Genomic DNA, 12,074 nt, shown 5'->3' on the forward strand with positions numbered 1-12,074 from the left:
CCCCCCCCCCCCCCCCCCCCCCCCCCCCCCCCCCCCCCCCCCCCCCCCCCCCCCCCCCCCCCCCCCCCCCCCCCCCGAGACTGGACGCTGTGCCGGCCGTCGCCCCCTCCGTCACGTCGCCGATGGCGCCGCGCCACCTCCCCCGCACGCTGCGCTACGGGGGAGGAGCTGGGTTTCAGCCCAGCCACGCGCCGGCCGCCGTCTCCAGCGCCCGCACCGCTTCGGCCGCGCCGAACGTGCTGGGATCCAGGCACAGCTCCAGCCACAGCCCGTCGACCATGGCCGTCAGGGCGATCGCCGCCAGCCGCCGATCGCGCGCGCCGCAGTCGGCCAGCAGGGTCTCCAGCCGCGCGCGATAGGCGGCGTAGGACTGGGCGTGGATGGCGGCGATGCGGGGCTTGGTCTTCACCAGGCTCCAGAAGCCGATCCAGGCGGCCAGCAGGTCCGGATCCAGCACCGGCGGGGCGAAGCTGGCGGCGAGATAGGCCGACAGTCGCGCGCGAGGGTCGTTTCCGGCGCTGGCCACGGCCGCCTCCAGCGCCGCGTCGATCCGCAGGTCCACCGCCTCGTAGGCGGCGGCGATCAGGTCGTCCACGCCTTCGAAATAGTGCCGCAGCAGTCCGGCCGAGACGCCGGCCTGCGCGCAGATCGTCCGCACCGAGGCCGCGGCCACGCCCTGGCGGGCCAGCACGGCCTCGGCCGCCGCGACCAGGGCCTGGCGGCGGACGTCGGCGGCTTCGCGGGTGAAGGGGGCGCGGGTCATGATGCTTCCGCTAGCCCTCCCCCATCAAGGGGGAAGGGAGAAGAGCGTTTCCCATCACCACCCCTCCGGCGGCCGCGGCAGGCGGCTCTCCGGGATCAGCGCCCGCAGCTTGCGGCCGAAGCTTCTCAACGACACCTCGCTGGTCGCCAGCGGCCCGGCCGTGAACGTCCGCGAGGTCATGCCCTGCTGGACGCGGGCGACGAGTTCGGTGTCCTCGGCGTTGACCTGGCGGTTGATGCGCCAGTTCAGGTAACGCGCGGCCTTCATCTCGCGCCGGTCGTCGGGCAGGGCGTAGGCGATCTCGCGGATCATGGTGCGGGTGGCCGAGACCGGGATGAACTGCATGAAGTCCACCTGGTCGGGATAGATGTCGAAGGCGAAGTTCGGCCAGAGCTTGAAGTAGGTCCACAGCCGCTTGCGATCGCCTGGCAGGTGCGGAACGTCGGGCAGGATGTGCTGATACAGGCGCTCGGACGGGTTGTTCGACGGCTCGTCGATCAGTTGGCCCCACATCTTGTCGACGTAGGTCTGCGCTTCGACGCCATAGCCCTTGCCGAACAGGCGGGTCAGGCCCGGGTGGGCGACGGGGATGTGCAGGCCGTCGGAATAGTTGTCGCTGATGTTCTTCCAGTTGACGTCGCGCGGCCGCAGGGTGACGCGGCCGAAAGGTTGCAGGTCCTCGAACCGGTAGTGGGCGACCTCGTGCTCGTAGGGCGCCATCATGTCGGCGACGCTGGGGCCGTCACCCTCCAGGCGCACGAAGACGAAGCCGCGCCAGATCTCGGTGTCGAGCCTGGCCAGGCCCTCCTTGGCCATGTCGAGCGCCGGATAGTCGCCCTGCATCGGCACGCCGATCAGCCGGCCTTCCAGGTCGTAGGTCCAGGCGTGGTAGGGGCAGACGATGCGGCCGCAGCGGCCGGTGGGGCCGTCCAGCAGCCGCGCGCCCCGGTGGCGGCAGACATTGGCGAAGGCCCGCGCCCCGCCGTCCTTGCCGCGCACGACGATCAGGCTTTCGCCCACGAAGTCGAAGGTGTGGAAGTCGCCGGCCCTGGGAATGTCGTTGAGGTGGCAGACGATCTGCCACGACGGCCGGAAGACCTTGTCCTGCTCCTCGCGGAAGAAGCGCTCGGAGCCGTAGATCCAGCCGGGCAAGCCCCAGTCGGAGAGGGGGTCGTGGTTGGGGAGGGCGGTCATGCCTGGACTCCCCCTTCGCAAACCAGATCGTCTTCTTCGCCCTTGTGGCGAGGATCCATGGCGCCGCCGCCTATGCCTTGCTCTGGATCGCGCAGCCTGAGCGGCTGAACGATGGGTCCTCGCCACAAGGGCGAGGAAGGCGAGTTTGTGGAGGCGGGGGAAGGGAGAAGGCGCGCGCCCATCACCGCCCCGCCACGCTCAGCTTCACCGCCGTGGCGAAGTCCTTGTCGCGCAGGATCTCGCGGGCGGCGTTGCGGCCGGGATTGCCCGACACCCCGCCGCCGGGATGCGTGCCCGCGCCGCACATGTAGAGGCCCTTGATCGGCGCCCGGTGGCTGGCGTGGCCCAGCAGGGGCCGCGTGGCCCACAGCTGATCCAGGCTCATGTGGCCGTGCATGATGTCGCCGCCGATCAGGCCGAACTTTCGTTCGAGATCCAGCGGCGACAGGACCGTGCGGCCCAGCACCGAGGCCTTGAAGTTGGGGGCCCAGCGGTCGACCGTGTCGATGATCAGGTCGGCAGCGGCCTCTCGCTCGTCGTCCCAGGAACGGCCGTCGGGCAGGGTGGGCGCGAACTGCTGGCAGAACAGGCTGGCCACGTGCTGGCCTGGCGGGGCCAGGCTGGTGTCCAGCGTCGAGGGGATCAGCATCTCGACGATCGGCGCGCGGCTCATGCCGCCGGCCTTGGCGTCGCGATAGGCCGCGTCCATGTAGTCGAGGCTGGGGGCGATGACGATCCCGCTCTGGTGATGCTCGGCCACCGCCTTGCCGGGCAGGGACGTGAAGTCCGGCAGCTCCGACAGGGCGACGTTCATGCGGAAGGTGCCCGAGCCGTTCTTGTAGCCGTCGATCGCCTTCCTGAAATCGGCCGGCAGGGCCGAGGGCGGCACCAGCTTCTTGTAGAGCAGGGCCGGGTTGACGTTGGCGCTGACGATCGGGGCCATGATCTGGCGGCCGTCGACCAGCTGCACGCCCACGGCTTTGCCTCCGTCCACGTGGACGCCCTCGACAGGGGCGTTGAGCAGGATCTCGACCCCGGCCTTTTCGCAGGCCTTCGCCATGGCCTGGGTGATCGCCCCCATGCCGCCGACGGCGTGGCCCCAGGCGCCCTTCTTGCCGTTCACCTCGCCGAAGGTGTGGTGCAGCAGGACATAGGCCGAGCCGGGCGTGTCGGGGCTGGCATAGTTGCCGACCACGGCGTCGAAGCCGAAGGCGGCCTTGACCGGCTCGCTCTCGAACCAGCCGCCCAGGAAATCCCGCGCGCTCTTGGTGAACAGGTCGAGCAGGTCGCGCTTGCGTTCGCGCGACAGCATGGCCAGCCGTCCGCCCTGGCGAAGGGCCCGCAGGATCCCCGGCAGGCCGTCGCCCAGGTTGGGCGGGGTCTCCTGGGCGAGATCGCGCAGCACGTCGCCGATCTCGTCGAGCATGGCGTAGTAGGCCGGCAGGATCTCGGCGTCACGGCGGCTGAACTTGCGGAACTGTTCCTGGGTGCGTTCGAGGCCGCCGCCGAGCTTCAGATACTTGTCGTCGCTGATCGGCAGGAAGTTGGAGATCGGCCGCTCCAGGAACGTCAGGCCGAAACCGTGCAGGTCCATGTCGGCGATGACGCGCGGATTGAGCAGGCTGACCGTGTAGCTGGCCACCGAGTTGCGGAAGCCGGGATGGAACTCCTCGGTCACGGCGGCCCCGCCGACCACGCCGCGGGCCTCGCAGACGGTGACCTTCATCCCGGCCCTGGCCAGGTAGAAGGCGCAGACGAGGCCGTTGTGGCCTCCGCCGATGATCACGGCGTCACGGGTGTCGGTCATCGTCTCTCTCCCCAGGAGGCGGTTGGGGGAGAGGTTGCTATACGGGTGTAAAATAGTCCAGCGGGCGCAAACCAAACCTCTCCCATGGGGAGAGGGAGGGGCCCGCTGCGAAGCAGTGGGAGGGTGAGGGGTTACAGACTTTCGGGGCGGGGCTCGGGCGACGATCACCGGCCAGCAGTGAAACCTCTCACCCTCCCACGCCTTGCGGCGCGGGCCCCTCCCTCTCTCAAAGAGAGAGGGATCAAGAACTAGTGCTTGCCCCGGTCCCGCCCGAAATTCGGCTCGGCGCTTTCCTGGCCCGCCGCAACGATGCCTCTCCGGATCGCGCGGGTGCGGGTGAAGTGGGCGTGCAGGGTGTCGGCGTCGCCCCAGCGGATGGCGCGGCTCATGGCCTGCAGGTCCTCGGTGAAGCGGCCCAGCATCTCCAGCACCGCGTCCTTGTTGGCCACGAAGATGTCGCGCCACATGGTCGGGTCGCTGGCGGCGATGCGGGTGAAGTCGCGGAAGCCCGAGGCCGAATACTTGATGACCTCGTTCTCGGTGACGTTCTCGAGGTCGGCCGCGCTGCCGACGATGGTGTAGGCGATCAGGTGGGGCAGGTGGCTGACGACGGCCAGCACCAGGTCGTGGTGCTTCTCCTCCATCAGCTCGACCTGGGCGCCGAACGAGCGCCAGAAGGCCGACAGCTTGGCGACGGCGGCGGCGTAGGCTTCGTCCTCGCGGTCGGCCAGCGGGGTCAGGATGGTCCAGCGGCCTTCGAACAGCTCGGCGAAGCCGGCGTCGGGACCCGATTGCTCGGTGCCGGCGATCGGGTGGCCGGGGATTGGGAACACCTTGGAGAGCGCCGGCGCGCGGAAGGCCTCGGCGATGGTGGCCTTGGTCGAGCCGACGTCGGTCAGGGTGGCGCCGGCCTTGAGGTGCGGGGCGACGGCGGCGGCCACCTCGCCGATCGACAACACCGGCGTGGCGATGACGACGAGGTCGGCGTCCCTGACGGCCTCGGCCAGGTCTCCGGTGACGTGGTCGGCCAGGCCGATCTCCAGCGCGCGGGCGCGGTGGGCCTCGCTGGCGTCGGCGATGGTGATCTCGCCGACCACGCCGTGGGCGCGGGCGGCCAGGATCACCGAGCCGCCGATCAGGCCGGCGCCGACGACGGTCATCTTGGGATAGAGCAGGCCGGTGGGGGACATGGTTCTTGTCTTATACCCCCTCCCCCTCGATGGGGGAGGGTTGGGTGGGGGTGACGCGGCGGTCGGTCTGGTTGCGGCGGAACGGTGGGTGGTCACCCCCATCCCCGACCCTTCCCCCATCGAGGGGAAAGGGGGATTCCATCACTGCCCCACGAACTGCGCCAGCAGATCCACGACGGCGCGGTTGTGCTCCTCGCGGCCGATGGTGATGCGGATCGATTCCGGCAGGCCGTAGTTGGCCACGGCGCGCACGAGGTAGCCCTTGCTGGCCAGGAAGGCCTCGGCGTCGAGCGCGGTCCTGCCCGGCGTCGTGGGGAAGTCGACCAGCACGAAATTGGCCGCCGACGGGGTGACGGTCAGGCCAAGGCCGCCCAGCTGCTGGGCCAGCCAGGGGCGCCACTGCTCGACCAGGGCCACCGAGGCGGCCTCGAACTCGCGGTCGGCGAGGGCGGCGATGGCGGCGTCCTGGCCAGGGATCGAGGTGTTGAACGGCGGGCGGATGCGCTCGATCGGATCGATGATGCCGGCGTCGGCATAGCCCCAGCCCACGCGCAGCGCGGCCAGGCCGTGGATCTTCGAGAAGGTGCGGGTGACGATGACGTTCTGCGTTTCGCGGGCCAGGGCCAGGCCGTCCTCGAAGCGCGGATCGGTGCAGAACTCGGCATAGGCGCCGTCCAGAACCAGGATCACCGACGGAGGCAGGGCCGCGTGGAGGCTGCGGATCTCCTCGCCGGTCAGCCAGGTGCCGGTCGGGTTTGCAGGGTTGGCGATGAAGACGAGGCGGGTGCGTTCGTCCACGCACTTGATCGTCTCTTCCAGATCGATGCGGCGCTTGGGTTCCCTGGCGAAGCGGACTTCGGCCTGGCAGGCGCGGGCGCCGATCGCATAGGCGGCGAAGCCGTGCTCGCCCTGGACGATGTTGTCGCCCGGCTCGAGATAGACCTGGCACAGCAGGGCGAAGATCTCGTCGCTGCCGTCGCCGAAGGTCAGGCGCTCGGGCTCCAGGTCGTAACGCTGAGCCACGGCGGCGCGCAGGGCGTTCGACTTGCCGTCCGGATAGACGTGCAGGCGGTCGACGGCGTCGCGATAGGCGGTCTTGGCCTGCTCGCTGCAGCCCAGGACGTTCTCGTTGCTCGACAGCTTCACCGGATGGGCGATCCCCTCGATCTTCGACTTGCCGCCCACATAGGCGGCGATGTCGAGGATGCCCGGCTTGGGCAGCGGACGAGGCGAGGCGGAACGGTCGGAAGCGGTCATCACGGGTCTCGGCGGGCGGCTTTGCGCCCTTCGGAAAAAACGGGGCCTTCTTACACGTCGAAGGGAACCGGCGCAGCCCCGATGACGCCGGTCAGCTGGCCAGGCGCGCGGGCCAGGCGCTCGTCGTTGCGCTGGTAGAAGCCCGACAGCGAAAAGAGCTTCAGGCCGCCGGCCTCGGCCAGCGGTTCGGCCGCCACGCCGTCGGCGCCCAGGGCCTCGACGATGGCGCCGGCGCTCTTGGCGCTGTCGGTCACCCAGAAGGTCTGGTCGCCGCCGGTGGGTTCGACCTCGACCTGGGCCACGGCGAAGGCGGCCTGCGGGCCCCAGCGGGTCAGGCAGGGCAGGGCGGCGAAGATGTTCAGCGTCGGTTCGGCCAGCAGGCGGCCCCACCAGGCGCTGCCCGGCTGCAGGCCCAGCACCGAGACGGCCCACGGCGTCTTGGCGGCGGCCAGGGCGTCCTTGTCGGCGGCGACCACGGCCATCGGCGGCGCGGCGCCGAAGCGCAGGCGGGCCAGCTCGACGGTGCGGCCGTCGCCCCAGACCGTCAGGTGGAACGGGCCCTGGCGCGACAGGCTGTCGGCCATCAGCTCGCGCCAGATGCGGATCACGAGACCGTCGGGAGCGTGGTTGCGCTGCGCCGACAGCAGCTTGCGGACGATCAGGGCCTCGCGACCGGGGCGCAGGCCAAAGCCGGTGTCGCCGGCGGCCTGCTTGGCCGCGGCGACGGCGCGCGACAATCCGGCCCGCTCGTCGATCAGCGCGAGCAGTTGGCTATCGATGGCGTCGATGCGCCATCGGACCTCGTCCAGCGAGGGCGGCGTCTCGTCCGCGTCGCGACCCATGTCTATCCCCGAAAATGAGGGGCGGAACATAGTCCTTGCCGCGAAGGGTGCAATAGCCGCGTCGCCGGGGAAGGAAATTGCGTGGTTTGGTGGAGGCGAGATGGTCGCTGAGGAGGCGGCCGGATAGGCGCCGTCCCGAACTCCCGTCATTCCCGCCCTTGTGGCGGGAACCCCTCTGTCAGCCGCAAGGGCAATAGGGGCGACGTGCTGAGCACGTCGCTTGCTCCTCACGTGCGTACGGAACCAGGGTTTCCCGCCACAAGGGCGGGAATGACGGGAGAAGGGTTGTTAGCGCGGCACATACACCTGCGGCGAAGGACCCGTATCGAACGGTCCAAGGCGCGTGCGGCCGTTCTGGAATTCCAGGGTGGCGCTGAGCGTCGGGTCCTTGCCGGCCGCCGCGGCGACCGCCGCCACGGCCGAGCGGGCGTCGGTGATGGCCTCGGCCGTGGTCGGCTTCTCGCGCACGGTGACGTCGAGCGCGCCTTGCAGGCGGCCGTTCTGGTCGACGGTCAGGGCGCCGGACCTGGCCTCGATCAGGGCGTCGCCGGCGGTCAGCTTGCCGCTCTCGACGGTGATGGCGCCGCCGGCGGCGGTCCAGTCACGCACCGCGTCGGTCCAGTTGTCGCCGCGCAGGGCCGGGGCCTTCGACAGGCGCGAGTCCCAGTAGAGCGAGGCGGTGCGGTCCTGGGCGATGCGGCCGAGCAGGCCGGTGAAGGCCACCTTGGCGCCGTCGGCCTTGAACAGGATGGCGCCCTGCTGGTCGGGGCCCGGGCGCAGGTGGAGCTGCAGGGCCTCGGTGGAGCTGATCGGGAACGGCTCGACGTCGGCGGCGGTGGTGAACAGGAGCCTGGCGCCCTCGACCGAGATGCGCGGCGGATACTGGTCGAAGCCGGCCAGGCTGGCGCGCAGCGCCTCGCCCGTGATCGTCACGTCGCCCTTCTCCGGGCGGGTCAGCACGACGCCGGCCGGGGCGACGATGATCCAGTGGCCGATGCCGTAGATCATCGCCTCGCCCTTCAGCTGCGGCGCGCGTACGGCCCAGCCAGTGGGCTCGGCGACTCGGGCGTTCTCCAGCCGCACGTCCAGACGGAACGGGAAGCCGGTGACCTCGCGCCTGGTCCACGACAGGTCGTAGCCCTCGGCCTTCAGCTGGACCGAGGTCGCGTCCATGCGCTTGATCATCTCGTTGCGCAGGTAGAACCAGCCGACGCTCCAGACGATGCAGACCAGGGCCGCGAGCACGAAAGGCAAGACGAGGCCGCGACGGCGGGGCTTGCGGGACGGCGTCGGGTCGCTATGGGTCATGGGCGAAGGGGCTGTTCCGGTCGGTGAGGGTTTTAGGCGTGGCGAGCGAGCAGCCGCAGGGCGGCGATCGTTGGGTGTTCGGTTACGGATCGCTGATGTGGCGGCCCGGGTTCCCGTTCATAGACCGAAGAACCGCGGTTCTCCATGGGCGCAGGCGCGCCTTCTGCATCTATTCGGTGCATCACCGGGGCACCTACGAGCGGCCGGGCCTGGTGCTGGGCCTGGCGCCGGGCGGTTCGGTGCGCGGCGTGGCCTACCGGATCGCCGAGGCCGCCTGGCCGGAGGTCTACGCCTACCTGCGCGAACGCGAGCAGCCGACCGAGACCTATTTCGAAGCCTGGTCGAAGCTGCGCATCGACGGCGACGGCGAGGTCCCGGCGCTGGTGTTCCTGTCGGACCGCGCGCACGGCCAGTGGGCCGGGGCGCTGACCCTCGAGCAGCAGGCCGAATTGATCGCCGGGGCCAGGGGCCTGTCGGGGCCGAACATCGACTACCTGCGCGACCTGGTGGGGCACCTGCGCGAGGACGGGGTGCGCGATCACGCCATGGAGGCGCTGCTGAAGATGGTGGAGGCGAGGGAGCTGAAATCCTCCCCCTGAAGGGGGAGGTGGCCCGAAGGGCCAGAGGGGGGAGCCCCCTGCTGATCTCTAGGAGGTCGCTGACTCGGAAGTCACGTCCCCCTCCGTCGGCTTCGCCGACACCTCCCCCTTCAGGGGGAGGATCTTAAATCCCCTCGTCCTCCAGCGCCTTCGTCGCGCCGTCGATCCGCGTCTGCAGCTCGCGCATGAACTCGCCGCGCTTGAGGCCGGCGGGGATGGGCGGCAGGTATTCGAAGACGATGACGCCGGGTTGCACGAGCAGGCTCTTGTGCAGCCAGTGCTGGCCGCAGTTCAGGGCCAGCGGCGTGACCGGCAGCTCCAGCTCGCGATAGAGCGCGGCGATGCCGGGCTTGTAGTCGCCGGGCTCGCCGACCTTGCCGCGGGTGCCTTCGGGGAAGATCACCACCTGGCGGGTCTCCTTCATGCGGTCGACGCTATCGCGCACCAGCTTCTTCAGGGCCGCCGAATGGCCGTCGCGGTCGACGACGATCATCCGGGCCTTCAGGCCGTGCCACCCGAAGAGCGGCACCATCAAGAGCTCCTTCTTCATCACGAAGCAGGCGTCGGGCAGGATGGCGAACTGGCTGAAGACGTCGAACATCGACTGGTGCTTGGCGGCCACCAGGGCCGGGCCGGTGGGGACCTGGCCCCGCACCTCGACCCGCACGCCCGCCAGGATGCGCAGGCCCAGGATCACGCCCCGCGACCAGATGCGCATGGCGGCGCGGTTGACCGGACGCGGCAGGACCAGGGTCACCAGCATCAGGATGGCCATGGTCGCCGACCACAGCCAGAAGAACAGCTGGAACAGGAACGAGCGCAGATAGATCAAGAGTCTTTCCCCGTTGCCGACGTCTCGGCGGGCCCGGTCTCCGACGTCTCGGCGGGCTTGTCTTTCGGACCCAGGTTCAGGAACGCTTCGCGCCCCAGGATCGCCAGGTACTTGCAGTATTCCACGATCATCCGCCGGGCGGTGTGCGAGCGCTTCCACCAGCGACGGGCGTTCAGGCTCTCGGTGGCCACCGGATAGGCGGAGAGCTCGACGTCCGGCATGGTGGCGCGCAGCTCCAGCATCGAGCGCGGCATGTGGTAGTCGGCGGTGACGACGATCAGGCTCTTGTAGCCGCGGGCCTTGGCCCATTCGGCGGTCTCGCGGGCGTTGCCGACGGTGTCGGCGGCGGCGAAGCCCAGGTCGACGCAGCAGTCGTAGATCGGCTTGACCGCCTTGGTGACGTCCAGCACGTCGGCGCGGGTGGCCTCGCGGTTGACGCCGGAGATCAGCAGGCGCTTGCCCTTGCCGGCCTCGAGCAGCTTTGTAGCCGCCTCCAGCCGCAGGTTCGAGGCGCCGGTCAGCACCACGACGCCGTCGGCGACGGGCGGGTCGGCGGCCGGGGTGGAGCGTTCCACCCGCGAGGTGAAGGCCAGGAGGCCCAGCACCCAGATCATCACCACGATCAGGAAGGCGGCGATGCTCTTCACGGCATGTCCTTCAGAAGGCGGAGGGCCGCGGCGCGCGCGGCCAGCCCCGCGACCAGGGCGGCGATCAGCGGACAGGGCAAGGGAGCCAGAAGGTCCATCCACGCCAGGGGCAGAACCGGCGTCAGACCCGTGCCGCCCCCCGCCAGCCGCGCCGCGACGCCGACGATGACCGCCGCCGCGCCGCCGAGCAAGCCCGCGCTGGCGGCCATGGCCGCGAAGCGGTTCTGGAACAGCCTGGCGATGAAGCCGGCTTCGGCGCCGGAATGGTGCAGCACCTCGATCACCTCGTGGCGGGCGGCCAGGCCCGCGCGCGTCGCGAAGGTGATGACGGCGGCCGTCGCCGCGGCGATCAGGCCGAAGACCCCCAGCGCCGCCCAGCGGGCCAGGCCCGCGCCGCGCTCGATGTCGGCGATCCAGCGGCTGTGGTCGTCGACCACGGCGTCGACGGCGGCCTCGTGCAGGGCCTTGGTCAGGGCTTCGGCGGTGGCCGGGGCCTTGGGATCCAGGTCGAGGGTGACCAGGCGCGGGGTCGGCAGGTCGGCGACCAGGGCGTCGCGGCCGATCCACGGCTCCAGCAGGGCCTCGGCCTTGTCCTTGGTGAGCGCTTGCGCCTGGACCACGCCCTTGACCCCGGCCAGGGTCTCGGCGGCGCGGGCGGCGGCGCTGTCGGGCGTCTCGCCGGACTTGGCGCGGACCACGACGGTGGCCGAGCCGGTCAGCTGCGAGGTCCAGCCCTCGGCGGCGCGGTTGGCCGCCAGGGCGGCCAGGGCGGTGAGGCAGGCCAGGAAGCACAGCACGGCGACCACGAACACCAGCGCTCCGTCGCGGGCGTCGCGCGGCGGCAGCAGCGGGCCGGGCTTCCAGCGGTTGATGTCGAACGGGCCGCTCATCGCGCCTCGCCGGTGTCGACCAGGCGGCCGTGCTCGAGGTGCAGGACGGGGCGGCCGGCGCGGGCCACCAGCTCCTCGTCGTGGGTGGCGATCAGCACCGTGGTGCCCAGGCGGTTGAGCTCGACGAACAGGCGCAGCAGGCGCAGCGACATGGTCGGGTCGACATTGCCGGTCGGCTCGTCGGCCAGCAGGATGTCGGGGCGGTCGACGACGGCGCGGGCGATGGCCAGGCGCTGCTTTTCGCCGCCCGACAGGGTGGCGGGCAGGGCGTGCATGCGCTCGCCCAGGCCCACCCAGTGCAGAAGCTCGGCGACGTCGTCGCGATAGGTGTTGGGCTTGCGGCCCGCGATGCGCAGCGGCAGGCCGGCGTTGTCGAACACCGACAGGTGCTCGAGCAGGCGGAATTCCTGGAACACCACGCCGATGCGGCGGCGCAGGAACGGCAGGTCGGCGCCCGGAACCAGGTTCACGTCGCGCCCGAACAGCTCGACGCGACCCCGTGACGCACGATGGGCCAGGTAGATCAGCTTGAGCAGCGAGCTCTTGCCCGCGCCCGAGGCGCCGGTCAGGAAGTGAAACGAGCCCGGGGCAAGGGAAAACCCGATGTCGCGCAGGGTTTCGGGACCCCGCCCGTAGCGCATGGAGACGCCTTCGAAACGGACCACGGGGACGGCGTCGGGGTCTTGATCTGCGCCGGTCCGCAAGGGTGTGTCGATGGGGTTTCTGGACATCAGGGTTAAAATCG

Annotated in this window: 12 protein-coding genes; 1 reads left to right on the forward strand and 11 read right to left on the reverse strand. The window is 70.5% G+C overall.

What is annotated here, in order from left to right; all coding sequences use genetic code 11:
• Positions 1–175 precede the first annotated feature (175 nt).
• The 7 genes from V6S85_RS14675 to V6S85_RS14705 all read right to left on the reverse strand — a co-directional run bounded on the left by V6S85_RS14675 (position 176) and on the right by V6S85_RS14705 (position 8,361).
• Positions 176–763 (reverse strand): TetR/AcrR family transcriptional regulator, encoded by a 588-nt coding sequence (locus V6S85_RS14675; protein ID WP_334349365.1) that lies wholly within the window; start codon positions 761–763, stop codon positions 176–178.
• 54 nt (positions 764–817) lie between these two features.
• Positions 818–1,957: an aromatic ring-hydroxylating oxygenase subunit alpha gene (locus tag V6S85_RS14680; protein ID WP_334349366.1), complete on the reverse strand. Its 1,140-nt coding sequence runs from the start codon at positions 1,955–1,957 to the stop codon at positions 818–820.
• Positions 1,958–2,138: 181 nt separating this feature from the next.
• The gene (locus tag V6S85_RS14685; protein ID WP_334349367.1) at positions 2,139–3,764 is read right to left on the reverse strand and encodes a phytoene desaturase family protein; all 1,626 of its coding nucleotides are present in this window, start codon (positions 3,762–3,764) and stop codon (positions 2,139–2,141) included.
• Positions 3,765–4,012: 248 nt separating this feature from the next.
• Complete coding sequence (locus V6S85_RS14690) at positions 4,013–4,954, reverse strand: prephenate/arogenate dehydrogenase family protein (protein WP_334349368.1); 942 nt, start codon at positions 4,952–4,954, stop codon at positions 4,013–4,015.
• A 141-nt stretch (positions 4,955–5,095) separates the two neighbouring features.
• Complete coding sequence (gene hisC, locus V6S85_RS14695) at positions 5,096–6,211, reverse strand: histidinol-phosphate transaminase (protein ID WP_334349369.1); 1,116 nt, start codon at positions 6,209–6,211, stop codon at positions 5,096–5,098.
• A gap of 50 nt (positions 6,212–6,261) precedes the next feature.
• Positions 6,262–7,053: a chorismate mutase gene (locus tag V6S85_RS14700; RefSeq protein WP_116565077.1), complete on the reverse strand. Its 792-nt coding sequence runs from the start codon at positions 7,051–7,053 to the stop codon at positions 6,262–6,264.
• Positions 7,054–7,341: 288 nt separating this feature from the next.
• Positions 7,342–8,361: a DUF2125 domain-containing protein gene (locus V6S85_RS14705; protein ID WP_116565079.1), complete on the reverse strand. Its 1,020-nt coding sequence runs from the start codon at positions 8,359–8,361 to the stop codon at positions 7,342–7,344.
• Between the two features lie 38 nt (positions 8,362–8,399).
• Between V6S85_RS14705 and V6S85_RS14710 the strand changes: the two genes are divergently transcribed.
• Entirely contained in the window at positions 8,400–8,960 is a 561-nt protein-coding gene (locus V6S85_RS14710; RefSeq protein WP_116565386.1) for a gamma-glutamylcyclotransferase, read from the forward strand.
• A gap of 124 nt (positions 8,961–9,084) precedes the next feature.
• On the opposite strand, the gene V6S85_RS14715 is transcribed toward V6S85_RS14710, so the two are convergent.
• The 4 genes from V6S85_RS14715 to ftsE are packed head-to-tail and all read right to left on the reverse strand — an operon-like array spanning position 9,085 to position 12,060.
• Positions 9,085–9,792 carry a lysophospholipid acyltransferase family protein gene (locus tag V6S85_RS14715; RefSeq protein ID WP_116565081.1) on the reverse strand — a complete coding sequence of 236 codons (708 nt, stop codon included), beginning with the start codon at positions 9,790–9,792 and terminating at the stop codon, positions 9,085–9,087.
• Complete coding sequence (locus V6S85_RS14720; RefSeq protein WP_116488107.1) at positions 9,789–10,439, reverse strand: YdcF family protein; 651 nt, start codon at positions 10,437–10,439, stop codon at positions 9,789–9,791. Before V6S85_RS14720 ends, V6S85_RS14715 begins: the two co-directional genes overlap by 4 nt.
• Positions 10,436–11,329 (reverse strand): cell division protein FtsX, encoded by an 894-nt coding sequence (locus V6S85_RS14725; RefSeq protein ID WP_334349370.1) that lies wholly within the window; start codon positions 11,327–11,329, stop codon positions 10,436–10,438. The genes V6S85_RS14720 and V6S85_RS14725 overlap by 4 nt, the downstream gene beginning before the upstream one ends.
• On the reverse strand, positions 11,326–12,060 hold the full coding sequence (gene ftsE / locus V6S85_RS14730) for a cell division ATP-binding protein FtsE (RefSeq protein WP_165828722.1): 735 nt from the start codon (positions 12,058–12,060) through the stop codon (positions 11,326–11,328). The genes V6S85_RS14725 and ftsE overlap by 4 nt, the downstream gene beginning before the upstream one ends.
• Between the last annotated feature and the right edge of the window lie 14 nt (positions 12,061–12,074).

The organism is Caulobacter sp. CCNWLW153 (assembly GCF_036889365.1).
GTDB lineage: Bacteria > Pseudomonadota > Alphaproteobacteria > Caulobacterales > Caulobacteraceae > Caulobacter > Caulobacter radicis.

Excerpts from the sequence above, each read along its gene's own strand:
- V6S85_RS14675 (WP_334349365.1), bottom strand. The coding sequence starts at position 763 with ATGACCCGCGCCCCCTTCACCCGCGAAGCCGCCGACGTCCGCCGCCAG.
- V6S85_RS14680 (WP_334349366.1), bottom strand. The coding sequence starts at position 1,957 with ATGACCGCCCTCCCCAACCACGACCCCCTCTCCGACTGGGGCTTGCCC.
- V6S85_RS14685 (WP_334349367.1), bottom strand. The coding sequence starts at position 3,764 with ATGACCGACACCCGTGACGCCGTGATCATCGGCGGAGGCCACAACGGC.
- V6S85_RS14690 (WP_334349368.1), bottom strand. The coding sequence starts at position 4,954 with ATGTCCCCCACCGGCCTGCTCTATCCCAAGATGACCGTCGTCGGCGCC.
- hisC (WP_334349369.1), bottom strand. The coding sequence starts at position 6,211 with ATGACCGCTTCCGACCGTTCCGCCTCGCCTCGTCCGCTGCCCAAGCCG.
- V6S85_RS14700 (WP_116565077.1), bottom strand. The coding sequence starts at position 7,053 with ATGGGTCGCGACGCGGACGAGACGCCGCCCTCGCTGGACGAGGTCCGA.
- V6S85_RS14705 (WP_116565079.1), bottom strand. The coding sequence starts at position 8,361 with ATGACCCATAGCGACCCGACGCCGTCCCGCAAGCCCCGCCGTCGCGGC.
- V6S85_RS14725 (WP_334349370.1), bottom strand. The coding sequence starts at position 11,329 with ATGAGCGGCCCGTTCGACATCAACCGCTGGAAGCCCGGCCCGCTGCTG.
- ftsE (WP_165828722.1), bottom strand. The coding sequence starts at position 12,060 with ATGTCCAGAAACCCCATCGACACACCCTTGCGGACCGGCGCAGATCAA.